Below are 26,167 nucleotides of genomic sequence, written 5' to 3'. Positions count from 1 at the left end.
ATTTAATATTTCTTTTACTTCTGTTCTGATTTGCATTTTCTGATAGATTTATAAATACAGAAAATAAAAATAATAGTTTTTTACAAAAGTTCCTTACACTCTTGGTTTAAAACTTTGACAAAGGTATCAACCAAACTTATAATATCTTACCTCAACTTATATGGTAAAAAAATAAAAATAACAAACCCGATACTTTTTTTCAAAATATCGGGTTCATTGCACCAACTTAAACTTAACTCAAAATAAAATCAAACTAACTTATTTCTCGATTGGAGTAAATTTTATAGCTGTTCCTCCGCCAGCTGCCAATTTAAGATCAAATACCGTTTTGTTATTTACTTTCTGTTTTGAAATCGTGACAGGATATGGGTTTGTTTTATAATTTGCTCCCGCTCCATCAGCATAAATTTCAGCTTCATACTCTTTTTCAGCATCTAAAAACGTCAATGCTACTTTTAGATTTCTGGCATAGCTGTTTGTAATAGAGCCCAAATACCAATTTTTCTCGTCCCAGTCTTTACGCACGATTGTTGTATATTCTCCTATTCTGGAATCTAAAACTTTAGTGTCTGACCATGTACAGGGAACATCTTTGATAAACTGAAACTCCGGTTTTCCTTCGTAATTCTCCGGTAAATCTGATGCCATTTGCAACGGACTGAAAATGATAACATACAATGCCAATTGATTGGCTAAAGTTGTTTGCACTCTTGCTCCGGAAGGTGTTTTATAATCAAAATTAAAATTCCCTGGTGTATAATCAAACGGTCCTGAAAGCATTCTGGTAAAAGGCAAAGTCGTTAAATGTTCCGGAGTATTTCCGCCATCAACAGACCAGGCATTGTATTCTTGTCCTCTTCCGCCTTCTTGTGTCATAAAGTTTGGATAGGTGCGCTGCAATCCTGTTCCTTTTATAGGCTCGTGATTGTCGATCATGATATGATATTTAGCCGCTGTTTCCATTACTTTTCTGTAATGACGTGCTCCGTATTGGCTATCATGCCATTCTTTTTTATCCAGATATTTATTTACATAACCCGTTTTTACGGTATTTACGCCCATTTTCTGATACAATTTAAAAGCATCTTCTAGCTGGCTTTCGTAATGTTTTGTAGCACCTGCCGTTTCGTGGTGCCCTATTAGACGAACATTTTTTATGGCTGCATATTTTGTAATTTCTTCCAGATTAAAATCAGGATATGCTTTTACAAAACTAAAAGAAGATCCGTCAGCGGTCCAATCGCCATCCCAACCTTCGTTCCAGCCTTCTACAAGAACTCCGTCTAAATTATTTTTGGCAGCAAAATCAATATATTCTTTTGTATTTTTAGTTGTCGCACCGTGTTTTGGTCCTTGTCCCCAAGTGTATTTTTCCAGATGCATTCCCCACCAGATTCCAATATATTTTGAAGGTGTAATCCAGGAAAGATCTTCAATTTTTGAAGGTTCATTTAGATTTAGCATAATGGTCGAAGTCGCAACTTCTCCCGGATTTTTTCCTACCACAATTGTTCTCCAAGGAGTTTTAAAAGGTGTTTGGGCATATACTTTTACGCCATTTTTCCAAGGCACCAATTCGCTTTTGTATTGTTTATCATTTGTTTTCAATAATGTCATTGAAGTGAAATCCGTTAGATTGGCTTCGTGAATTGCTACAAATAATTTTTCTTTTGTTTCAAAAGTCGCCGGTGTATTGATCGTATCAGTTTTACTTGTTGGCGTTTTACGGTAGGTACTTTCATAATAACTGTTTTCACGGTGCACGGGAATCCACCAAACATCATTATTTGATTTGAAAGTAAATTGAGTAATCTCATTGGATATTTCAACTTTATTTAAATGTGGCTGTTTTGGAAATTCATATCTAAAACCAACTCCGTCATCAAAAACCCTGAAGATGATATCAACCAAACGTTCTTCTCCTTTTGACTCTTTCAAGTGAACAATTAGTTCGTTATGGTGATCTCTTACTTTTTTGAATTCTCCCCAAGGTTGTTCCCATGTTTCGTCTGCTGATTTTTCTTCGGTGGAAACCACTTCAAAACCGTCGGTCATTTTTTGGATTCCTTTAAATTCAAATCCCATTAAAGAAGGTTCTATAACTGATTTTCCGTTTGCTGTAAAACTATATTGTGGCTGACCTGTGGGGGTTAATTCAAAAACTAATTCAGTATTTTTTCCCGGAGAGCTTATTTTATATGTTTTTTTAGTACTGCATGCAACTAACAATATTGATGCTAAGGCGATTAGACAGTATCTATATTTTATGTTTTTCATTATTTAATTGTATTAATTACAACTCTTTATTTAATTTCGTTTAGTAACTGTTTTGCTTTTGCTGGCTGCATGGAAACAAAATAATTAAAAGCCTGATCTATTTTTTTCTGGGCATCGGCATTGCCTTTTTTATCCATTCGCAGATTGTACATTTTACTGATATCAGGAAAAACAGTTTCGGTACTTTTTACACCGGCAAATGCTTTTACTTTTTCGATATAAGTATAGCCAAATTCTACTGTTGGTTCGAACATTGTTCCTTCTCCAAAGTCATTCCAGGTCACCAATTGCAGGTAATTGACATTGGCATTTTTTGCCAGAGAAAGTGTTTCATCCAGAGTTGCTCCGTTATTGTGTTCTATAGTCCAGCCAATTGCTGCTCCACCGCCGCCTTCGGCATAAAAATCTTTAAAACCGGGATAAGCACTTCCCATTGCAACGCCCAATTTTGGCATTGTATTGGTGTAAAAATTTGTAAGCGTGGTACTGTTTTTATATACCCAGGCATATTCTCCTGAGGCATTGTCTCCCGCGTCTGCAGATTCGCCCCAAAGGGTTAAAAAAGTAGGTTTTACGGTTAACGTATTAAAAACATTTGTCCATTCAGCCGGTGTCTGCAATACAATTGGTCCGAAATTAAGCAACAATGGTTTTCCATTTATTTTGATATAATTTTTATCTCCAAAATAATTGGTTTGCAAATAAGCTAAGTCCGTTTTTGCTGCACCTGTAACTGAAATCGCTTTTCCTGCATTTACTACATTGGGCAAAAATCGATCTTCATAAACAATAGCATATTCTAGTCCTACTTTGTTTAACATGGCTATTAACTGTTCTGTGTTTTCCTTTACCATTCGATAATCGTTTACATCAAAAGTGCCATACCAATCGATCAAAACACCATCGATTCCTGAATATTTCATCAATAATAAATGATTTTCAATCACATTTTTATCGCCTGAATGATAGGGACCAATTAGCGGATAATAGTACGACGCAATTTCTCTGCGATTGTTTGCACCAATGTTATTTGGATTTTTGTTTGCCATTGTCCAGTGATATCCCCATTTTTTATCGGCACTACTTTCATTGGTTTCAAACCAAGACATATAATGAACATAAATTTTGGTGCTATTTGTTTTTTCAATCGCAACAGGTTCAAATGTTTCCGGTTCTGTAGGTTTATCAGAATTTTTATCATCGCTGCTACAACCTGCGGCGACTAAAATATTCATGATCCCAAAAAACAATAATGTGATAGATCTTTTCATATTGATGTGTTATTTGTTTTATTTTTTTGCCACAGATTAAAATGATTAGAAAGATTTTTTTTTAATTATTTCATGTAGATGAATTGTAATTATATCAAAACCAAATCTGCTTTAATCTGCTCAATCTGCGTGAAACTTTTTTAATCATTTTAATCTTCTAATCTGTGGCTAAAATTATTTCACGCAGATTGAGCAGATTATTTTTTTTGCCACTGATTAAAAAGGTTTCCATAGATTTTTTTAATCATTTTAATCCTCTATAATTTGTGACTAATTTTTTCTCGCAGATTTTGCAGATCTGGCAGATTTATTTTTTTTGCCAATGATTAAAAGATTTTTAATTCTCAATTTTTAATTCATAAGTTTCATTCATATAAAAATATGTCAGCCTTCCACGACTAACCAACACGGAAGACTGACATTCAAGAACCTAATACCCAGGATTCTGTACCAGGTTTTTATTTGTAGTTAAAACTGTGCTTGGAATTGGAAAAATTGCTCTGTACTTTTCAGTTGTTCCTTTTTCCCACCATGTCTTGAAGAATGTTCCAAAACGGATGTTATCTGTTCTTCTTCTTCCTTCAAAAGTAAATTCCTTAAGCAATTCTTTATCAATAAAGTCAAGATCGATCAGGGTTGGCATTTCTTCTCCGGCACGAGCTGTAATTTGTTGAACAAATGGTTTTGCCAAATCTGCAGATCCCAGACGAACATAACATTCAGCTTGCATCAATAAAATTTCGGCATAACGAATCAATACAAAATCATTATCACGTTCCCATTGATCACCTGCTTTCATTTCATATTTTCCTAAACGAACTCCTTGGTTTTCTTTGGCATCAGCAACACTGGTAACTTCTTCTGTATATGTTAACGGTTCTCCGTTATCCATTACAATAACCTGACCTGTTGCAACACTAATCTGATCTCCGGCCACCATACATTTTCTTCTTTTATCTGTCTCGGCAAAAGCAGAATATACGCCTGGTTGAGCACACATTCCGTTCGCACTCCACGGAAAATCATTTCCTGATGCCGAGATCGTCAATTTATGTAAATAATGGCACGACATTGAGCTCATATAATTACCTACTGTTCCTGCTTTTTGATCGTAAGGAATTGCGAAAATAATCTCTGGTGACTTTTCATTTTCTTTTGCAAAATTGGCAAAGAAATCGGGTGTCAAAGTATATCCGGTAACTTTCTGGCACATATTGATGCAATCCTGCCAACGGGCCGTACCTATAAAAGCTTCTGAATTTAAATACAATCTTGCCAGTAAAGAATAGGCTACATTTTTTGTCAATTTAGAATACACCACATTTGAATTTAAATATGGAATAGCATCCAGCAGCTCTTTTTCTACAAAATCATAAACTTGTTTTCTGGTAGAATTTGATGGTAAAGAAGTATCCTCAAAATTGACTACAATTGGCACATTACCAAATGCATCTAAAAGGTTGTAGTAATAATAAGCTCTCAACGATTTTAGCTCTGCATAAATTGGAGCTTTTGCTGCATCTGTCAATGGCGATTTATCTACTTGGTAAATAATCGAGTTGATTTTGGCAATTCCGGTATAATTGTAACGCCAGGCCGAAAGAATCAAACGATTATCTGCCTTCCAGGTGTGCTTTTGTATGTCCTGATATTGACCTCCATCATACCAGTTGGTTCCTCTTGTTGGAATCGTCGCTTCGTCTGAAGCTGTTTCATTCAGGAAAAATACATACTCACTTGTTGGATAATTATTTGATATTCCGTCTGCAAATCCTCTTAACGAAGAATAAGCTCCTCCCACTAATGCATCAACTTCTTTTGGAGTATTTCCAAAATTGCCGTCTTCTACTCTGTCATATAAATCTTCATTCAGATTGGTACATGATATCGTAAAAAGCACGCTCACTAATAGTGCTGCTGTTATTTTGATTTTCATTTTTTATATTTTTGAGTTAATCGCTTAGTTATTTAGCGTAAAATTTAATCCTACAGAAATCGTAGTTGGTCGGGGATAATTATTATATCTGTCAATTCCGGGAGCTGCTAATCCGGTTAAATCCATTACTCCAGTCTGATTGATTCCGTCTTGTGCATTTAATCCAATTTCAGGATCTACGCCTTTATACTTTGTAATTACAGCAAGATTTTCTCCCATAAGATAAATTCTCAATTTTGAACTTTTGTATTTCAAAGGCATAGTATACCCAACAGAAACATTTTGAAGCCTGAAGAAAGAAGCATCTTCGATCCAATAACTGGAGTATTTTGGAGCAGATGTAATGCCGCTATTTAGAAAATCATCAGGAACATTAAAACTTGGTAATCTGTTAGGATCGTTCAACATCATGTTGGTTGCATTCAATGCTTTTTGACCAAACATTCCGTATCCTGTCACACCTAAATCAAAATTTCCGTAAGCAAAATTCATTCCGATACCCATAGTCAAATCAGGCTGGATATTTCCTAAATCTCTTTTGTCACCATCTACTAAAACATTATCTAAAACTTTGTCTCCGGCAGCATTATAGTATAACATTTTTCCATCGGCACCAAGTCCTGCGCTTTGAAAGCCCCAGAAAGTTCCAACTGCATAACCTTCGGCAATAATTTGAGAATATTGTCCTGACATACCTGCTAAACCATGCAAAGATCCACTGTAAATTACATCAGTTTTATAAGTAGGATTGGATAATTTTTCTATTTTTTGAACGTTGTGACCTAAAGTCAAATTAGCGTTCCATGAAAATTTATCTCCTTTTATGATATCAGCATTCAAAGTAAGTTCAACTCCTTTGTTGGACATTTCGCCAACATTTGCCAACATTGTTCCAACTAAATAAGGAGGCTGAGGCACTTCGTAAGTATATAATAGATCATCAGTGTTTTTTATATAATACTCAAATGAACCTGTAATTCTGTTGAACAAACTAAAATCTACACCAACGTTTAATTGTCTTGTTGATTCCCATTTTAAATCAGGGTTCGGATTTTGTTTTGGTGAATATGCCAAACTCCAGGTTCCTGTCTTTGGATCGTAGTAACTATCATTACCAACTCCTAAAATCGAAAGTGATTTGTACTCTCCAATTCCGTCCTGATTACCTGTAACTCCATAACCTACTCTAACTTTAAGATTGTCTAACCACCCTTTTGTTGAGCTCATAAATTCTTCGCTTGAAACTTTCCATGCCGCAGATGCTGATGGGAAAGTTCCCCATTTATTGTTTTCTCCAAAACGGCTGGAACCATCCCTTCTTACAGTACCTGTAAGCAAATATTTACCATCGTAAGAATAATTTGCACGGGCATAAAACGAAACCAAATCTGATTTTCCTTTATAAGAATACACATCGCCCAAACGATAATTATATCCCGCTCCTAAATTGTTTGAGGTAAAAGCATCTGTTACAAAACCACTACGCTGAGCACCAAAACCTTCGTAAATATTCTCTAAGTAAGAATATCCTGCAAGAGCACCAATAGTGTGTTTATCAATTACTTTATTGTAATTTACATAAATCTCGCCTTGAGCATTTGCAAATTCTGCATATGTTTTTTGAGCATAACCGTTTTCAGTTGTCCCTTCCATAACTGCATAACTTGGTTTGTAAGTACTACCTTTTACTGCATTATGTTCGTATGAAATGTTTGCTACAGCAAGAAAGTCTTTTGCAAACTTTACTTCGGTTTTAAAATACCCTAACAATCTGTGTCTTTCGTTATCAACCGTTCTGTTGGTTAAAATCTCTACTGGATTTTCGTAAATATTTCCGGAAACAGCTGAAAATTTGCCATTAGCATCATATACCGGAATTGTTGGATTTAGATTATAAGTACGCTCAAAAATTCTATAATCCATAGGATGCCACTTATCAACATTGGCAAATAACCCCATATCGAATTTCACCTCTTTATTATCTCCTAAATATTGATAAGCATTAACGTTTCCACTTAATCTTTCTAAACCTGTTTTTTTAATAACTCCCTCATTATTCAGGTACGAAAGTGATGTTCTAAAACCACTGTCAGCTTTTCCTGAATTAATACTTAAAGTATGAGATTGTGAAATTGCAGTTTGTTCAATTGCTTTTTGCCAGTTTGTATTTCCGCCATAATCAACAGCATCTTTATTTCCTGTACTGCGAACATAACCTCTCCATTGATTGGCTGATAAAAGATCTAAATTATCTGTTACATAACCCACACTTGATAAACCGGTGTAGGTAACTGAAACTCCTTTTGTACCGGATTTTGTTGTAATGATAATAACTCCGTTTGCTCCTCTTGATCCGTAGATAGCTGTTGCCGAAGCATCTTTTAGAACATCTACTGATTTAATATCAGAGGGCTGAACGATATTAATATCAACTCCTGCAATACCATCAACTACAATAAGCGGACTGTTGCTTGCTGTTAATGAAGTTCCGCCACGTAAACGTATAGTAGAACCTGCTGCAGGATCTCCCGAAGGACGAATAATATTTAATCCCGCTACTTTTCCCTGCAAAACCTGCTCTGTAGAAGAAAGTGTTCCTTTTACTAAATCATCTGCCTTAAGACTTGAAATTGCTCCTGTTAAATCTGATTTCTTTTGTGTTCCGTACCCTACAGAAACTACCTGAACTTCAGCAAGCATATAACCGTCATTTTGCAAACGAACATCTAAATTTGGTTTTGTTGCTGTAGTGATCTGAACTTTCTGAGTAGTTGATCCTATAAATGAAACTTCGATAGAACCTCCTACGGCTACGGCTAAAACAAATTTTCCGTCAAAATCTGTTGTGGTTGCATTTCTGGTTCCTACCTCAATTACCGTCGCTCCCGGTAATACACTTCCCACATTATCATAAACGGTACCTGATACCTGCTTTTTTTCCTGAGCAAACATTCCTGCCGAAAGAAAAAGCATGAAAATCATGAATACCACATTTTTAGTAGTCCACATTTGATGCAGGACTATTTTTTTATTTTTACTATTCATATGTAGTTATTTATTGTTTTTATCGGTCATATGCAATTCACATAGCCATTATTGGTTTTAGACCAAATTTTAGGTTATGCTCATTTCATTAGAATTGATGTTTTAATTTGATAGTGAATTATTTGTCTAAAGTTTTAAGAGGAATCGTGGTATCCGAAATCGTTTTGTCTTTATTATCTTTTACCAAAACATGAATTTCATTTAAATTAGGAACATCCTTAAGCTCTGTAACCAGATTGACAAATCCTTTTATTTCTGCCGTTCCTCCGGCAAACTCACCCTGAATTACTTTGCTTCCGGCTGTAATTGTATAGATCAATTTGTTTACACCCGACTCATTATTTTTTCTTGACATTCCAAGAAAATCTTTTTGACTGATTTGCAACGGAAAAAATCCAAAAACTGGCGGTGGAGGTGGCACAAAAGCTCCTGCGTATAAAACCTGATCCGGAGTTGTACCTGCCCAATTATCTTTTACCATCAGGAATACTAAATTTTTCATTTCGTAACCATCCGGTGTATTGTAATAATCCTTAGGAACTAAATCCATTTTATAAAAACCGTTTCCTAAATCTTTCAATTTTGTTTTTTCGGCAATTTCTGGTTTCGATGCTTCATACATTTGCTGAACGTCCCAATCATTCAATCCGCTATGTATGTGAACACTTGTTGCTCCCGCAAATTCCGGAATTAGATTAGCATTAAACAAAATACTTACTCCTTTATCAATTGTTGGTTTGGTCGGATAAGCTCTGATCAGCTCATTAGCCGTGTAAAATGAGGAAAAATCAGTATAAGCTATATTTGCTACTTCACTTTGTTTTGATCCGTTTTTATTTTTTATACGAAGCCAAAATCCATCACTTGCAGCAATTTGAGCTGCGGTTTTAGAAAAATATTGTGTTGGAGTCAAAGTAAAACTCCAGATTTTGTCTTTGACGTGAGTCAGTTTTGCAAAATCAGAAGAATTTTCCCAATGTCCTGCATCTGGTTCTGATGGTGACCAAATCCACATGTATAATTCTTCATTTTCAGCATATGTAGTTGCCGAAAGATCAAAAAACCATGTCACCTTTTCATCATATTTGTACACGACAGGAAATGATGATATAGCACCCACAGCTCCTACAGTTTCTTGTGCCTGCATAAAATTAGGAGCCATCAAAAGGGCAAGTAAAATTGTATATATAAATTTTTTCATATTACTTTTTATTTAATAGCAGTTAATTTAAACACATAAGATAGAAACGTAGCCCCTCCGGAAGTACGCGCTAACTGTAATTCCATTTCACCACCTTTACCCGGAATCGAGGTCACTCTTAATTCATCTGTTTTCTGAGTTTTTTGCGCATCGCTATACAAATAAATCTTAACAGCAGTACCCGGCGTTGTTGGCTGAAAGTCTGAACTTAGCTGCCAATAGCCTTTTGGTGCAAAAAGTGCAGGCACATTGCCCGTAACTTCATAACTTGTTGGATTGTTTTTTTCATCTACGCTGAATTTGATTTTAAAATCCTCGTAGTTAAAATAGGTACTCAAGTTTTCTTCGCTTGGTTCGATCTTATTTGCCTTCGCAAAATCATCCACCATTTTCAAATTTGTTAATCCCCAATTTCCACTTACTTTCTCATAAATGGTAATCGGATCAACGTAGCTTCCCTCTTCAGTGTTATCACAGCCAATGGCAAATAAACACATCATAAGAGCTAACCAGTAAATACTTTTACATCTCATAAATTTTGGTTTTTGTTAGTTTTTTTATCCCTTTAAAAGGACAGTACGAAACTAGATGTTAAATAAATCTAAAAAAAAACATCTGTGAAAAATCAAGATAATATCTGAATATATTCAAACTTAAACCGTTGAAAATCAATAAACTATTACGTTTTCGTAAATTCAAAAATCAAGACTTTGTTGAGATAAAAAACGCAAATAAATTATGGTAAAAATGACAATATCCAAATTAAAACATATTATTTTTTCACTATACTTATATTTAATTGGTTTTTATTGTATAATTGCAAGTTATTAAATTACTTTTAACATTTCGAAACCACTTTCTCACTGTACTGCCACTTTATTTAATCATATATTTATACTAACTACCCTAATTATTAAAAGTTGCTAATCATCAGCTCTTAAACTATTTTTGAATTACAAAAAGATTAACCATAACTATTTTTTTTACCCTAAACCAATCCAAAAACATGCGAAGAATAGTAATTCTGTATTTTTTCATTGCGGGTTTTTCTCTATCTGCAAAAGAGACAAATCCTGTTCTAGAAGAATTAGATAAAGTACTCCTCAAAAAGGAAACATACTTAAAACAGAAGTATCGTAAAATAGAAGCTTTAAAGAAAAATGTATCCAAGTTTACTTTGAGCCAAAACAACGATCTTCTCTATGATAATTATATGCTGTTGTTTGAAGAGTATAAATCTTTTAAATACGACTCTGCTTACTACTATTTAGAACAAGCTAAAATCAAGGCAATTGTTCTAAAAGATCCCAAGTATCTGGCTAAAAGCCGCATTAAAGAAGGATTCGTATTGCTTTCGTCCGGTCTTTTTAAGGAAGCAATTGATACACTAAATGTAATCGACGATAAAAAGCTCGATCTTAAAAACAAATTCGAATTCTACTCTATAAAAGCGCGCGCTTATTATGATTTAGCCGATTATAACAGGGACCAACGCTTTAATATACATTATGTACAACAAGGAAATCATTTCCTGCAAAAGGCGTTGGCCTTAATTGGTACCAATACTAATGAGTATTGGGCGGCAGAAAGTTTAAAACGCCTGAAACAGCAAGATTGGCGTGGCGCAGAATTTGCTTTTAGTTATTGGATCAATAATTATAAATTACCTCCGGATTATTACGGTATTGCAACTTCAAGCCTGGGTTATATTTACTCTGAAAGAGGATATACAAAAAAAGCCATTCATTATCTGGCTCTTGCCGCTATTGCTGATGTTAAAAATGCGACAAAAGAAACTGTGGCATTGAGAAATTTAGCCAATGAGCTTTTTAAAATGGGCTATCTCGACAAGGCCAATGAGTATATTAATATCGCCATGGATGATGCAACGTTTTATAATGCTAGGCATCGAAAAATAGAAATTTCGTCGATATTACCTATTATCGAAAAAGCACAATTGAATAATGTAAAGGAGAAAAATGATAAACTGGAAAGAATTATTATACTATTAACGATTTTGACTTTGATTATTATTCTGTTTTCTATCATTATTTTCAAACAACTAAAAGAAAGAAATAAAGCCAGAAAAATAATGGCTTCGTCATATGCGCAACTTCAGGAAATGAACATTAGCCTGAGTGAAGCAAATAAGATTAAAGAAGAATATATTACGTATTTTATTAAGGCAACTTCAGCTTTCATTAATAAAATAGATCATCTGCAAAAAAGTACATTACACAAGATCATAACTAAGAAAACAGATGAAGTTATTGCGAGTTTAAAGCGTTATAATGTTAAGGAAGAACGCGAAAATCTCTTTCATCAATTTGATGAAATCTTTTTGAAATTATTTCCCACTTTTGTGGCTGATTTTAATCATTTATTCCCAAATGACCATAAATGCATCGTTAAAAAAGGAGAACTTTTAAATACGGAACTCCGCATTTTTGCTTTGTACAGATTAGGAATTCAGGACAGCAATCAAATGGCAGAATTTCTGGAACTTTCTGTGGCTACAATTTATACGTATAAAACGAGAATCAAAAGCAAATCTGATTTTAAAGATTCTTTTGAAGAGAAGATTATGGCGATAAAAACGATTTAAATTATTTGGCCAAGGGTTAAACGGGTTAAAACAGATTTACACAGATTTTTTTTAAAATCTTTGGAAAAAAAATAGCCACGACCCGAACGATCAATGTCATTAAGTTAAACGTTTTTGGAAAATAAAATTAATCGCGCAAAGGCGCTAAGATGCAAAGTTTAAACACAATAATGTCCTCCGATTAAATCTTTGCGATTTTGCGAAAGATTTAATCGGAAAACATTATTGCTTTTTTCTTAACTTAATGACATTGCCCGAGCGAGAGCGAATAAGCCACGCTATTCACGAATTTTCACATACTGATTGTACATAATAATTCGTCAATTCGTGGCTAACTTTTTTAATCTTTATAAAAAATCTGTGATAATCCGTTTAATCCGCATAATCTGTGGGCTATTTTTTATTCTGAAACTTCTAATTGAAGGACCACGTTTTGATATCGGGTACTTAATGAAAATAGCTGCTCGGCAAAAATCATAATGGCAAGCGGAACAAAGAAAAACGAGATTAGATTTTCTTCGTATAAAAAGTAAGTCGTTACAATAAAAATGCGTCCATATTCGAGATAATATATCCATTTTCGCTGTTCTAACAAAGCACCACAATTCACTAAAGTGATCAGAATAATCAAAAGCACAAATACCTTATCAACAGCATTCAAATATTCAAAATAATACGTAAAAACGGTTAAAAACAAAGTGCAAACTCCTAACTGAATATAGAGATAATTTTTGAATCGAAGTCTCTGATGCGGATTGGCTTTGTCTTGCAGAAAACGTTTCTCTAATATTGGCCTTATATCCTGATCCATATGAGCAGGACTTCCAAAAACGGCTTTCCATTTGGCTTTAAAACCTTTAGAACGTTTCCATAATTCATAGATTTCGAAATAATAATGAAAGTGCTGCCACAGAAAACTATAACTTTTTAAAGGATGTGTCAATCCATATTTGGGTTTTTCCTCTTCTTCCTGGAAAGTTCCAAAAATACGATCCCAAAAGGTAAACATATCACCATAATTTTTATCCAAATATTTTTCGTCAGAGGCATGATGGATTCCGTGAATAGATGGTGTTACAAAAACATATTCCAGCCATTTTATACGTTCAATAAGCTGCGTGTGTGTAAAAAAAGAATACGCTCCGTGAACAATTAACATTGTAATAACCATAGACGGATGAAAACCAACAAACGGAAGTACGCACCAAAAACCTGTTCTTACTATTGCCTGAAAGGTTGTAATTCTTGCTGCTGCAGTAAAATTAAATTCTTCGCTGTGATGGTGCACGATATGCGCCGCCCAGAAAAAATTGACTTCATGCCCTAACCGATGGTACCAATACCAAACAAAATCAGTCGCAAGAATTAAGGCAAACCAAACAAAAACATTACTTGGTATGTCAAAAATTCTATAATTATCATAAATCAAATAATACAATTGATAGAAGCTTGCCGCAATAAATAAATTGATCAATCGCTCTGCAATACCAATGCTAATATTCGAAACTGAACTTTCATAATTAAAAATTTCCGGTCTCTTTTTTCGTTGCGCTAATTTATATTCTAAAAACAAGAATAGAAAAAAAGCGGGCATTGCAAAAGCTAGAAAATTAATATGTTTCATTTTAAAAATTACTTTTTTGATTTAAAAAAAACTTAATACATTTTACTATAAACACTGGGACAATTATTTTTAACACATAGAAACATAGCTTTTGCTTACTCAAAAAAAAGGACGTTTCACTTATCTAAATTCACATAGCAACTATGCGAAAGAAATGTATTTCTTTTTGTATCCTTTATTTCACATAAATTCCTATGTTTCTATGTGTTTAATAATTTTTCACGTCATACAGTGCATTACTATTAACTTAAAACAAAGATATTTTCATTGATTAATACTTCTTTTTTGAAAAAATAGTAATCAATGAAAACAGTCTTTATATTCTAAAATCTAATTTTTAATTTTGCTTAAATTTTGGTTCAGCCAACGCTACTTCTTTTACAGACTGTGTATCGGCTACTTTTTGCAAAGCAATTATATAAGCTGCAATACGCGGTGTCACATTATGCTTTGCTGCAATTCTAAAAACGGTTTCGAAACCTTTTTCCAGAATATCTTCCAAACGGGTATTAATTTGGTGAATTCTCCAGGATTCTAATAGTGAATTTTGAAGCCACTCGAAATAAGAAACAGTTACTCCCCCAGCATTTGCTAAAATATCAGGAACTACCAAAACATTATTATCATGCAATATCTGATCAGCATCAGAAGAAACTGGCCCGTTTGCACCTTCTACTATGATTTTAGCACGAATATTATTGGCGTTTTTTTGCGTGATAACATCCTCTTTAGCCGCAGGAATCAGTACATCGACATCTAATAATAATAAATCCTCATGTTTGATAGCAATTGAATTTGGATATCCTTTGATACTTTTATTATTTAGATTATAGTATAAAATTAACTCCGGAATATTTAATCCTTCAGGATTATAAAAAGCTTCAGAAACATCACTAACAGCTACTACTTTTAATCCTTTTTCGAACAAAAACAAAGCGGAGTGCAATCCTACGTTACCAAAACCCTGAATTGCAACACTCGATTTTGCTGGTCTTAATTTTAATTTTTGAAGCGCAAGCAAAGTAATAATACTTACCCCTCTTCCTGTGGCTTCTACTCTGCCTAAAGAACCGCCTGAATGCAAATGTTTTCCGGTTACAACGGCGTGAATCGTTTTGCCGTGAACTAATGAAAACTCATCCATCAACCACCCCATTTCGTCAGGGCCAGTTCCCATGTCCGGTGCAGGAACATCTTTTTCAGGTCCAAAAATATCAGCTAAAGCTTTTGTATAAGCTCTCGTAATTTTTTCTAATTCAGTTTTAGAAAGTAATTTAGGATCACAAATAATTCCGCCTTTTGCTCCTCCAAACGGAATTCCGGTTACGGCTGATTTCCAGGTCATCCAGGCTGCAAGAGCTTTTACTTCATCCAGATTTACAGCTGTATCATAACGAATCCCTCCTTTTGAAGGCCCTAAAGCTGTATTATGGATGACACGATATCCTTCGAAATTTTGTTCTTTTCCGTTGTCTAACCTAATAGAAAAATTAACAACAATTTGTTTTTCAGGTCGTTGTAGTTTTTGTCTGATCGATTCATCTAAATTAAGAATGTCAGCAGCGATATTAAAACGATCAATCATCGATTGAAAGGGATTCTGTTTTATTAATTCTGTACTCATGATATATTTTTTTTAATTTGGGTTATTTGGTATCTTTTTAAGTCTTTAAAAGCTTTTGTAATTACTCAAAAGCTATTTTATTTATTCTTCATTAATTAATGACGACATCCGCAACATGGAATTTTAATAAGACAGCATTGCATTATGATATTGGTATTTCTATTTGATCTCATTTTATTTGTTTTTTAATAGTTCTAAAAAAAGCCTTTCATGGTGCATGAAAGGCTAAAAAAAAAAATAACTAACAAGTACTTTCTCTATTAACGCCATTTCATCACGTAGTTTTGCATGCAACACATCGTGGTACTGCATTTGAACGGGATGATATATAGACTATAGTTTTTCATTGTTACTGCAAATCTATAAATATATTTCTTATATTCTATAGAATTAGTCGAGTTTATTTTCAATATAATAAAAACATAACACAAAAACACCTGTAAATTAACGATTTAAGAGTTAAAAAAAAAATTATTTAAACTGGGAGATAACAATCAAAATAATAGAAATCAAAGCCAAAAAGATTCCAATAAAATTAATTTTTGATAGTTTTTCCTTAAAGAATAACAAACCAACAAGACTTCCTAAAATGATCACTCCCATATTCATTCCGGCAAAAACTGTTGAAGGATTTTCGGCGAAAGCTTTATGTGCTTTCAAATAAAACAGAATATTTCCGAAATTAAAGACGCCAACTAAAGCTCCAAAAAGAATATTTTTAGATTTTAATTTTACCTTTTTAAAGCCAATTTCATAGACAGAAATTAAAATTGCAACGGCCAAAGCAATACAAAAAACTACAAATAAAGAGGTAGGATAAGGTAAAGTGGTATAAAGTGCTACTTGCTTAAAAAGAATGTCGATTACCCCAAAACCAACTAAAACAGCTGCGGGTAAAAACCATTTATTTTGTGTGTTTTCAGATTGTTTTCTCAGGATAAATAAAAGGGCAAGAAAACCAACAACAATTCCCACTACTTTATAAGAATTAAACTCTTCCTTAAAAATCAGCCAGGCAGCTAATATTGGTATAAATAGAGATAAACGCTGGGCTGCATCTGTTTTTACGATTCCCATGTGCTTTATTGATGCTACTAAAACCAATAAAATAAAAGGTAATAAAACGCCAATTGCAATATAGATGTTCCAAGGTGCATTTGCGTCCACTTCTGCCAGATTTGGACTAAAAGTAAAATAGCAAAGTGCTAAAGCTGTCAAATAATTAATTGCTACAATCTGAATTGGATTGCCATTGTATTTTCTGGTAATTTTGAAAATTACGCCCACAATTACACTACAAAGAATACTTAAAACAAGGAACAACATAGGATTAAATTTTGGGTACAAAAATAGTACTTAAACTCCTTTTGTTTTATTTTTTTTACCGCAAAGTCAGCAAAGTTTTTTTTTAATTAAGCAGTTTTAATAAAACACAAAGTTCCAAAAGCTTTTTGCTGAAGCTGTCTTGAGAACTTTGCTGTAAAATTTCCATTTTTTAGGTCTTTAAAAAAGTTTAATCACTCTTTAACCAACCTGTAATACTCATTCTTGTGTTTTGGGTAACCAAAACTTCATGAACCAGTTCATTACTTTTAAAGAAAACTGTCTTGCCCTGAGTTGGTGAGATTTTTTGATTATTATTTTCCTGATGGATCATTAGTTCTCCTCCATCGCTTTCCTGCCAATTGCTATTAAGATAGGTAATCATGGAATACTTACGGCTTGGATTATTTTTAAACTGATCTAAATGCTTTAGGTAAAAATCTCCTTTTTCATATAGCGAATAATGAAATTCATAACCGGTAATTCCGGTGAAGCAACTTTCATTGAGATACTGTACAAAAGCATCTATTTTATCAAAAAACTCATTTTCAAAAACATTATCATGCTTTTTATCCAACCAATATATCGAATCACTCCTGATAGCTCCATCATAAGACAGTTTCTCTGAGTTTCCGATTCCTGCTGCCTGCAGTAAGCTTTTTTGATTTAAATCAAGTAAATTTTGTTTTAAATGATTGGCTAATTCCGGGCTAAGAAAATATTCTGCAATACCTACTTTATTCTCTATATAAGAAGCAATTAAATCTTCGAAACTATCATCCATTTTGATTTTGGGAAAAACTGCAAATACAGTCAACGGAGCAAGGTAGAATAATAAAAAATGGTAATGGCATTTTTAAAAATAATAAACTTAACTGGCTTTACATAAGTAAGCTTAGTATTACAATTCACTTCTGTAACCGCAAAAATAAACCCGACAGGTTTTTTGAACCTGGCGGGTTTGACTAACAAAACGTTGAGTTACAATTTACTGATATAACTTCCGTACATATCCTTAAACTGATGTCCTTGTGCAAAACGATCTTTGCTTAATTTTTTATATTCTACCAATCCCCACAAAATAAATTCTTTCATAAAATATTGGTCTTTTTTATCTAATTGTGGCTGATATTTTTTCAATAAAGTATCCAAAGGCGTTACTTCATCTAAAATTGCCTGATAATCCTTATCTGAAGCATCATCTAATAATTCGAAACCACTTTCAGCAAAGAACCATTCAATCAAATCTGAATATGGCGTTTTTTCTCCTGGTTTTTCTAATTTTTCAATCTTAGGCAAAAGCGTTGGGAATAAAGTTCTGATCGCCGATCCAATTAAATTTTGCGCTACTGCAGCCGCTCCCTCCTGCTCTCCTTCATATACCAATTCTACTTTTCCGGTAATCGCAGGAATAATTCCAATGAAATCAGACAAACGCAAAGTAGTTTTATCTACTCCTGCTTTTAGTGCGCGACGTTCTGCCGTACTCATTAAATTCTCGAAAGCCGTGATACTCATTCTAGCACTTACACCACTTTTATTGTCGATGTATTCGCTGTCACGAGCTTCAAAACTTATTTGTTCCAAGATATCTTTGGCTAAACTTGGCACATAAACTAATTTGTGTTGGGTTTCGTCTAACTTCGCTTCTTGTTGTGTAATTGTTCTGGCAATAGCAACACTTTCCGGATAATGTGTCAGGATTTGAGAACCAATTCTATCTTTTAACGGCGTAACAATACTTCCTCTATTGGTATAATCTTCAGGATTGGCCGTAAATATAAATTGCAAATCAAGCGGCATTCTTAATTTAAATCCTCTAATCTGGATATCTCCTTCCTGCAAAATATTGAACAAAGCTACCTGAATTCTTGCCTGTAAATCTGGCAACTCATTAATAACGAAAATGCAGCGATTCGCTCTTGGGATCATCCCAAAGTGAATTACGCGATCATCAGCATATGATAATTTAAGATTTGCGGCTTTTATCGGGTCAACATCTCCAATTAAATCGGCTACGGTAACATCCGGTGTTGCTAGTTTTTCAGAGAAACGTTCGCTTCTGTGCAACCACGAAATTGGCGTTTCATCTCCTTTTTCATCAATTAGGTCTTTTGCAAAACGCGAAATTGGATTCAACGGATCATCATTGATTTCTGAACCTGCCACAAACGGAATGTATTCGTCTAACAATTCGACCATTTTACGCGCCAAACGTGTTTTTGCCTGACCACGAAGTCCTAATAAATTTATATTATGACGAGATAGAATAGCACGTTCTAATTCCGGGATTACAGTATTTTCGAAACCATGAACACCTTCAAAAACCGGTTTCCCTGATTTTATTTTCTCACGAAGATTATTTCGCAATTCGTCTTTGATACTTATGCTTTGATATCCTGCGGCTTTTAATTGTCCTAATGTGTTTATATTTTTTATTTCCATTTTTATTGAAATATGTATTTTGTTATTTATTGTTTTTGTGAAAAGAATTGTGTCTTCACTTTGAGGAGATACAGTGCTGTGCGCCTCTACGTATATTCGTTGTGCGCTTCGACTCCGCTCAGTGTGACAATTAGAAACCTTTTTCACTTTGCTTCTTTGAACCTCTGAACCTTTGTAACTTTGAACCTATTTAACGAACTCTCTTCTTCCTATTTGTTTCATAATCTTCAAAAATCATTTCTCCCAAACCTTTTAGTCCGGTGTAAAATGCTTTTCCCTGATTGGCTTCGGTAAATTGATTGACAAAACGCTGTAAATACGGATCGTTTGCAATCATAAATGTTGTAATTGGTATGTGTAACTTTCTAGCCTGCTGTGCTTGTGTGTAACATTTGTCTACGATGTATTCGTCAAGTCCGTTACTATTCATATAATACGAACCATCACGTTCGCGCACGCAACTTGGCTTTCCGTCAGTAATCATAAAAATTTGTTTATTGGTATTTCGCTTTCTTCGCAAAATATCCATTGCCAATTGCAAACCTGCAACTGTATTAGTATGATAAGGACCAACTTGTAAATACGGTAAATCTTTGATTGGAATTGTCCAGGCATCGTTTCCAAAAACCAAAATATCAAGTGTATCTTTTGGATAACGGGTTGTGATTAATTCGGCTAAAGCCATTGCTACTTTCTTGGCTGGCGTAATTCTGTCTTCACCATACAAAATCATACTATGGCTGATGTCGATCATCAAAACCGTACTCATCTGGGCTTTGTATTGCGTTTCTTCTACTACCAAATCATTTTCAGTCAGCATGAAACTTTCGACGCCATTATTAATTTGGGCATTTCGCAAACTTTCTGTCAGTGAAATTCGTTCTAAACCATCGCCAAAATTAAATTCGCGGAATTCTCCGGTATGCTCATCGCCATTTCCGGCATGTTTGGTTTTGTGATTTCCTGTTCCGGAACGCTTCAAATTTCCGAAAATCTGATCTAATGCTTGTTGTCGAATGGCGCGTTCTGTTTTAGCAGTGATTCCAAAACCACCTGTTCCATCCTCTTTAACCTCGTCTTTTATGTAACCTTTCTTTTTTAAATCTTCGATAAAATCATCGATTGTGTAGTTTTCATCAGTCAGTTTATATTCTTTGTCCAACTCCCGAAGCCAGTCTATAGCTTCATCAAAATCGCCCGAAGTATGGGTGATTAACTCTTTGAAAATGCCAAAAAGTTTTTCAAACGGAGACTGAAATGGGGCTTCGTACGTCTTAAAATAAAAACCTTTTTTAAATTCGTTTTTCATAATTCTAAAATTACGCTATTTTAGAATTATGAAAAAAGAAACGTTTACTAATTTTTAGTTAAAGTATTTCAATAAAATTAGCCGAAATTGGCAAGAAGTATATTAATTATTCAAACTTTCCATCGACATAATACCAAGCACCATTTTCGAATCTGAAGGTCGAAAATTCATAATGCACCTGAGGATGATTATTTGAATCAAGAAAATAAGCTTTGAATTCGACTGTGTTTTCAGTAGAACTCAAAATTTCCAGTTTTTGCCATTTATTGGCGGTTGCCCAATTTAGGATTTCTGTTTTTGAGTAATGCTTTCTTTCAGAAATATAAGTAGTTTCTAAAAGATAATCGGCATTATGAGTTGCATACGCCGAATACCTAGATCGCATTAAAGCTAAAGCCGTTGGTGCTTTTTGATTGTTTTCAAGATACAATTCGCAACAATCTTTAAACAATAAACCAGTATCGCAGAAACATTTATACTCCATCAACTTGCTCTTCGCCGTTAATCTTTACATGCAGCTGATTCAATAATACCTGATATCTGCTGATTTCTCTTAAATCTTCGTCTTCTTCTGCATGATCTAACATTTCGTCTAAAGTTTCATTTACTTCAAGTAATTTGTTGTTTGCTTCTCTATTATTTTTTGCAGCAATTAAATCAATAATTTCCTGTACGCTTGCTTTTAAATCTTCGAATTTCATATTTATGTGTGTTTTTTGTTTCAGGTTTCTTTTGTTTCAAGTTCTAGCAAAGTAACTTGAAACAAGGAAAATTTGAAACTTTTTTATTCTTCCTTTTTATCTTCGTTGAACTTTTTGATAATCTCTTTTAGTTTTTCCTTACGTGCAATTTCAGCCTGTTTTACTTTGTTTTGGGCTTTGTGCAATTTGTCATTGTGCTTTTTAATATTTCTTTCGTTGTTGCGTCCCATTATATTTCTCTTTTAATTTCGTCTAAAGTTTTCTCTGTGTAAATTAATTCGTTGATAATTTGCTTTCGTAAATCATCGATATCATCATAATCAAAATGTTTTGCCCATGATGTTAGTTGCTGCAAATTCCTGATTTGTTTAATGCGTTTCGTGGTTTCAAAACTGGTTCTCAGAATGGCTTTACTATTATATTTTGGATTCTTTTTATGCTGATAGGTTACTGCATTTTTATCAAAATCAGCTTCTATATAATAGAGCTTTTCTTCGGCATTATCAGGATAAAACTCATTCCATGCAGCAAAACCTATTTTAGTTTTTGATTCGGTTTCAGGTTCACGCGCTATCAAACGCCATTTACTGTTGGCTAATCTTCCCCAATGATTTGAAATGCGATACATTCCGGTTTCAGTGTAATAATAAGTACTTCCGGCTTTGCTTTCAAACTGTTTCTTTAAACCTTCGATTTCGCTTGAAAGCACTTCGTGAAAAACACAAAAGGTATTTTTGAACGAATTAGGATGTGGCTTGAAGTTTTTTTGCATGTGCAAATATACTCAGATTGACCAAAACTCCCTAAAACAAACATAAATTGATTAACTTTGTACCTTTAATTTTAAAATAAAAAAGTCATGTCTAAGGATTCACAAGAAAAAATGTTGCAAAAAGGAGTTTATACTGGCATCATGGAGAAAGATGAAAACAACAATTATTTTTGTGGTGAATATCTTTTAGATTATAAAATCGCACATGCTAATCATGCTATTGGCGATTTGATTACTATTAAATCTGTTATCGAAAATCCAAGCGATATTAGTTATGATAAATATCCAAAGAAATCAAAAAACTTCCATAAAGCGAATCAGAAACCTGAGGATAAGTAAAAATTTGTTTTTTTAGTTTAAGGTTTTCTTTGTTTCAGGTTTGAAATGAGAGTTTAACCGCTAAGAGCGCTAAGTTTTTCATTCTATTGTAGAATGTTTAAAAAATATAAAGTTCGCAAAGCTGGCTGAATACCTGGTTTTGCGAACTTTGCGTTTTAATAGAATTCATAAAAAAACTTTGCGTCTTTGCGTGATTAAATTTTAAGCATTGTTAAACTTAATTGAGAATTCACGCAAAGGCGCAAAGCTAGATTAACACAATCCCGATAGGTATCGGGCAATGTCATTAAGGAGGAATCTATTAAATTACTTAACAGTTTAATCAGAAAAGTAATTAGAAAATCCGTTTTTATCAGCGTTTTCGCTTTAGCGAATCAGTAAAATCAGCGTCTAATTTTGACGCGGATAAAACAGATTTACTTCGTAAAAACGCGGATAAAAACGGATTTGATTTGCAATATATTTTTTTTTAAAAGCGTAACTTAATAACATTGAGCTATTTGTATTGCACTTTGCGTTTCTATAAAATTGCTTGATAAAAAACTTTGTGTTCTCTGTGGTAAAAACAACCTCTTTCAAACTTTTGAAAACTAAACATTTTATGAAACCTAATGCCCTAGCCCCGATAGAAGTGAAAATCCTTTTGTGGCGGGGTTCGCCACAAAAGATTGGAACGTATAGCGGGAAATAGCTCCTCATTATAATTAAGCAAACAAGAAACCTACTTCTGCCCGTTCACAATGAATATTTTAGATATTTTTCGAATATTTTTTGCTTCAAAAGTAAAAAGTTAAAAAAAAGTGTACCTTTGCAAAAAATTTGTCTTTTGAACAATTAATTTCAATTTCAAACTAATAGACAAGTAGTTACCTTATTTATGAAAAAAATAGTTGAATACCGCAAGTTACTAAACGTAGACAAAACTGCAGAGTTAAAAGATTTAAAAACAATCTACCGTAATGCAATGAAAGAATCTCATCCTGATAAATTTCAAGGTGATGATGCTGGATTGAAAGATGCAGAAGAAAAAAGTAAAGCTATCATTGAAGCTTATCACTTTTTGGTAAGCATTAATCCTGAGACAATTAAAGCAAATTTACCTGAATATACTGAAACTATCGCAACTTCGGCAATTACTGATTATAAATTTGTTGAAGGTCGTTTGATTATCGATTTTTCTAACGGAAGTGTTTACGAATACATTAGTGTTCCTAAAGCAACTTACGTGAAAATGGTAAATGCTGATTCTCCTGGAAGATTCGCAAAAAGACACATTTTGAACTCTTTTACATGGAGAAAGAAAACTAATCAAGAATAGTTTTACACCAAAATATTTACAAAAGCACTCCCTAACAAGAGTGCTTTTTTTATGCACAAAAATCAAAAAATTATCTATTTAGATTCATAATAATAATATAATTAAGAGTTTAAAATGAAATTAAGCCCGCAAACACCCTGATTATATGCGAATTAAACCTGAAAAAACTATAACAAAATTTTAGGTTACAAAATTCTGTATGTTTTATAATTTTAGATACTTTTGTTGCACAAATCAATTAACTAATTAATTTTTTATAATGAAAAAAATACTTTTTTTACTAACCGCTTCTGTAGCGATTATTTCATGCAGCAAAGTTAAAGACGGAGAATACCTAATTACTGGAACTGCAACAGGAATTGAAAACGGAAAAACAATCATTCTTCAAGGTCAGGATCCTACTACTAAGATGGCAGTATCTCTTGATACAGTAAAAGTTGAAAACGGAAAATTCGAAATAAAAGGAAAAGTAACTGAACCAGCTTTCCATACTTTAATAGTACAAGGTGCAAACGGACCAGTTCCTTTTATATTAGAAACAGGAGAAATCACTATTGCAATTGACAAAGACAGTATTCATAAATCTAAAGTTTCTGGAACTTACAACAATGATGAGTACGTAAAATTCAACGAGGATTTGACTAAAACTCAAAAAAGTTTAATCGACTTCCAGAAAAAGAATACTCAAAAAATGCAACAAGCTCAACAAGCTCAGGATACAGCTACTGTTAATGGTTTGATGAAACAATACATGACTCTTCAAACTGAAGTACAAGCTAATTCTAAAAAGAAATATTTAGCTTACGCTGAAAGTCATCCTAAAGCTTACATCTCTGCTTTGATTATTCAAAGTATGATTTCTGATCCAAGCGCTGACATAAAAAAAACAGAAAGTTTATACAATGCTTTAGATGAGTCTGTAAAAAATACAACTCCTGGAAAAGAAATTAAAACAAAACTAGGTCAAGCAAAAATGCCTGCAGTTGGTGCGTCAGCAGCTCCTGTTGGTAGCCCTAACTGAAGATCAGATTTTTCAGCTCCTAATCCAGAAGGAAAAGTAGTTTCGCTTAAAGAAAGTTTAGGAAAAGTTACTATTGTTGATTTTTGGGCTTCATGGTGTGGACCATGCAGAAAGGAAAATCCGAATGTTGTAGCAATCTATAAAGAACTACACTCTAAAGGATTAAATATTATTGGTGTTTCTCTTGATAAAGAAGCAGCAGCATGGAAAGAAGCAATTGCTAAAGATGGTTTGACATGGACTCAGGTTTCTAATCTGAAGTTTTGGGAAGAACCAATTGCAAAACAATACGGAGTAGAATCTATTCCGGCAACTTTTATTCTTGATGCATCAGGAAAAGTGGTTGCTCAAGACTTAAGAGGTCCTGAATTAAAAGCAAAAATCTTAGAGCTTTTAGCTAAATAATACCGATATTAAGAATACAACAAAAAATCTCCCTAGTGGAGATTTTTTTTGTTTTATTGAATACCATTGAATAAAAAAAATTTAAACTAAATTATGTCAGACAGATGTATGAACTTTTAGATATAACCTGTTTGCATTAACAAACCCAATTTTCTAATCGATTTAAAGATCGTTTTGTTTAAAATCATACTTTGTTCTGCTTTTAATTAAACAAAGCAGAATAAGCTTTAAAATGAGCTAGCATAAAAAAGCTTTTTATCAGGATCGCTTTTCTATCTAAAATTTTAAAAGATGTATTTTCTAAAATTTAGAAAACAGAAATATTTAGATAATTTTATTCTTAATTCATCAGGAAAAGTAATCGCTCATAGCCTAAAAAGTTTAAAATTAAAATCAGATACAGCATAAATACACCTACGAAAATTCCTATATTTAAAAACAAATCAAAAAAAAGTTTCGATTTGATATTTTTTATTTTATTCAATTTCAACGAATTAAAAAATAACTTTAAAATTGCTTAAAATTAAGTTCCTTTTTTGTTTGTAAACATTAAAAACGTTCTTATATTTGCAACCGCTTAGCAAAACAAAGCGCATCAATACAAGCTTCGGGGAGATACTCAAGCGGCCAACGAGGGCAGACTGTAAATCTGCTGTGTGAACTTCGCAGGTTCGAATCCTGCTCTCCCCACGGAAAGGCCAAAAAGGCGGAAAACTTAAAGTTTTCAATCTTTTCAAAAAGCCTCAAAAAATGTCTGAAGACCTGCAAATTCAAGGATTTGCAGGTTTTTTTTATTTTAGGCCTGTTTTCAATATTTATAAATCCTCACAAAATTAAAGGGGATGAAGCGCAAAGCTTGGGGAGGAAATGTCAAAATAAAATAAGAACTTTGTAATCTAAGAATTTTATATGACCCCTATAGAACTTTTGAAGTTTATGCTTCCTGATTTT

20 protein-coding genes, 1 tRNA gene and 1 pseudogene are annotated in these 26,167 nt (G+C 33.5%); 6 read left to right on the top strand and 16 right to left on the bottom strand.

Annotated elements, in window-relative coordinates; translation table 11 throughout:
• Positions 1-258 precede the first annotated feature (258 nt).
• From NJT12_RS22990 to NJT12_RS22965, 6 genes are all read right to left on the bottom strand, one after another.
• The gene (locus tag NJT12_RS22990; RefSeq protein WP_271338452.1) at positions 259-2,277 is read right to left on the bottom strand and encodes a glycoside hydrolase family 97 protein; all 2,019 of its coding nucleotides are present in this window, start codon (positions 2,275-2,277) and stop codon (positions 259-261) included.
• Positions 2,278-2,303: 26 nt separating this feature from the next.
• Positions 2,304-3,548, bottom strand: coding sequence for a glycoside hydrolase family 99 protein (locus NJT12_RS22985; protein ID WP_271338451.1), 1,245 nt, complete (start codon positions 3,546-3,548; stop codon positions 2,304-2,306).
• 430 nt (positions 3,549-3,978) lie between these two features.
• Positions 3,979-5,484: a RagB/SusD family nutrient uptake outer membrane protein gene (locus NJT12_RS22980; protein WP_271338450.1), complete on the bottom strand. Its 1,506-nt coding sequence runs from the start codon at positions 5,482-5,484 to the stop codon at positions 3,979-3,981.
• 24 nt (positions 5,485-5,508) lie between these two features.
• Positions 5,509-8,529 carry a SusC/RagA family TonB-linked outer membrane protein gene (locus NJT12_RS22975; protein ID WP_271338449.1) on the bottom strand — a complete coding sequence of 1,007 codons (3,021 nt, stop codon included), beginning with the start codon at positions 8,527-8,529 and terminating at the stop codon, positions 5,509-5,511.
• A gap of 118 nt (positions 8,530-8,647) precedes the next feature.
• Positions 8,648-9,730: a hypothetical protein gene (locus NJT12_RS22970; protein ID WP_271338448.1), complete on the bottom strand. Its 1,083-nt coding sequence runs from the start codon at positions 9,728-9,730 to the stop codon at positions 8,648-8,650.
• Positions 9,731-9,738: 8 nt separating this feature from the next.
• Positions 9,739-10,263, bottom strand: a complete 525-nt coding sequence (locus NJT12_RS22965; protein WP_271338447.1) for a DUF5004 domain-containing protein — start codon at positions 10,261-10,263, stop codon at positions 9,739-9,741.
• 473 nt (positions 10,264-10,736) lie between these two features.
• Between NJT12_RS22965 and NJT12_RS22960 the strand changes: the two genes are divergently transcribed.
• Positions 10,737-12,335 (top strand): DUF6377 domain-containing protein, encoded by a 1,599-nt coding sequence (locus tag NJT12_RS22960; RefSeq protein WP_271338446.1) that lies wholly within the window; start codon positions 10,737-10,739, stop codon positions 12,333-12,335.
• Between the two features lie 400 nt (positions 12,336-12,735).
• Here the strand turns inward: NJT12_RS22960 and NJT12_RS22955 are convergent, their stop codons facing one another.
• The 10 genes from NJT12_RS22955 to NJT12_RS22910 form a co-directional block, all read right to left on the bottom strand.
• Positions 12,736-13,959 carry a sterol desaturase family protein gene (locus NJT12_RS22955; RefSeq protein WP_271338445.1) on the bottom strand — a complete coding sequence of 408 codons (1,224 nt, stop codon included), beginning with the start codon at positions 13,957-13,959 and terminating at the stop codon, positions 12,736-12,738.
• 337 nt (positions 13,960-14,296) lie between these two features.
• Complete coding sequence (locus NJT12_RS22950; RefSeq protein ID WP_271338444.1) at positions 14,297-15,583, bottom strand: Glu/Leu/Phe/Val family dehydrogenase; 1,287 nt, start codon at positions 15,581-15,583, stop codon at positions 14,297-14,299.
• A gap of 471 nt (positions 15,584-16,054) precedes the next feature.
• The gene (locus NJT12_RS22945; RefSeq protein ID WP_271338443.1) at positions 16,055-16,909 is read right to left on the bottom strand and encodes an EamA family transporter; all 855 of its coding nucleotides are present in this window, start codon (positions 16,907-16,909) and stop codon (positions 16,055-16,057) included.
• A 187-nt stretch (positions 16,910-17,096) separates the two neighbouring features.
• Complete coding sequence (locus tag NJT12_RS22940; protein WP_271338442.1) at positions 17,097-17,690, bottom strand: 2OG-Fe(II) oxygenase; 594 nt, start codon at positions 17,688-17,690, stop codon at positions 17,097-17,099.
• A gap of 197 nt (positions 17,691-17,887) precedes the next feature.
• Positions 17,888-19,351: a magnesium chelatase gene (locus tag NJT12_RS22935; protein WP_271338441.1), complete on the bottom strand. Its 1,464-nt coding sequence runs from the start codon at positions 19,349-19,351 to the stop codon at positions 17,888-17,890.
• Positions 19,352-19,541: 190 nt separating this feature from the next.
• Entirely contained in the window at positions 19,542-20,660 is a 1,119-nt protein-coding gene (locus tag NJT12_RS22930; protein ID WP_131426799.1) for a vWA domain-containing protein, read from the bottom strand.
• 106 nt (positions 20,661-20,766) lie between these two features.
• Positions 20,767-21,144 carry a YchJ family protein gene (locus tag NJT12_RS22925; RefSeq protein ID WP_271338440.1) on the bottom strand — a complete coding sequence of 126 codons (378 nt, stop codon included), beginning with the start codon at positions 21,142-21,144 and terminating at the stop codon, positions 20,767-20,769.
• The gene (locus NJT12_RS22920) at positions 21,134-21,361 is read right to left on the bottom strand and encodes a hypothetical protein (RefSeq protein ID WP_271338439.1); all 228 of its coding nucleotides are present in this window, start codon (positions 21,359-21,361) and stop codon (positions 21,134-21,136) included. Before NJT12_RS22920 ends, NJT12_RS22925 begins: the two co-directional genes overlap by 11 nt.
• An 83-nt stretch (positions 21,362-21,444) precedes the next feature.
• Positions 21,445-21,591 carry a hypothetical protein gene (locus tag NJT12_RS22915; protein WP_089075917.1) on the bottom strand — a complete coding sequence of 49 codons (147 nt, stop codon included), beginning with the start codon at positions 21,589-21,591 and terminating at the stop codon, positions 21,445-21,447.
• Positions 21,591-22,133 carry a hypothetical protein gene (locus tag NJT12_RS22910; protein WP_271338438.1) on the bottom strand — a complete coding sequence of 181 codons (543 nt, stop codon included), beginning with the start codon at positions 22,131-22,133 and terminating at the stop codon, positions 21,591-21,593. Before NJT12_RS22910 ends, NJT12_RS22915 begins: the two co-directional genes overlap by 1 nt.
• An 87-nt stretch (positions 22,134-22,220) precedes the next feature.
• Between NJT12_RS22910 and NJT12_RS22905 the strand changes: the two genes are divergently transcribed.
• From NJT12_RS22905 to NJT12_RS22885, 5 genes and pseudogenes are all read left to right on the top strand, one after another.
• Entirely contained in the window at positions 22,221-22,472 is a 252-nt protein-coding gene (locus NJT12_RS22905; protein WP_271338437.1) for a hypothetical protein, read from the top strand.
• An 877-nt stretch (positions 22,473-23,349) separates the two neighbouring features.
• Complete coding sequence (locus NJT12_RS22900; RefSeq protein WP_271338436.1) at positions 23,350-23,790, top strand: KTSC domain-containing protein; 441 nt, start codon at positions 23,350-23,352, stop codon at positions 23,788-23,790.
• Positions 23,791-24,049: 259 nt separating this feature from the next.
• The gene (locus NJT12_RS22895; protein ID WP_271338435.1) at positions 24,050-24,811 is read left to right on the top strand and encodes a DUF4369 domain-containing protein; all 762 of its coding nucleotides are present in this window, start codon (positions 24,050-24,052) and stop codon (positions 24,809-24,811) included.
• An 18-nt stretch (positions 24,812-24,829) separates the two neighbouring features.
• A pseudogene (locus tag NJT12_RS22890) lies at positions 24,830-25,216 on the top strand (peroxiredoxin family protein); the annotation flags it as partial.
• A gap of 609 nt (positions 25,217-25,825) precedes the next feature.
• Positions 25,826-25,906: transfer RNA gene (locus NJT12_RS22885), tRNA-Tyr, on the top strand.
• Positions 25,907-26,167: the final 261 nt, after the last annotated feature.

It is taken from the genome of Flavobacterium azizsancarii (assembly GCF_027980145.1).
GTDB lineage: Bacteria > Bacteroidota > Bacteroidia > Flavobacteriales > Flavobacteriaceae > Flavobacterium > Flavobacterium azizsancarii.
This window is presented reverse-complemented; position numbering and strand designations above follow the sequence as displayed.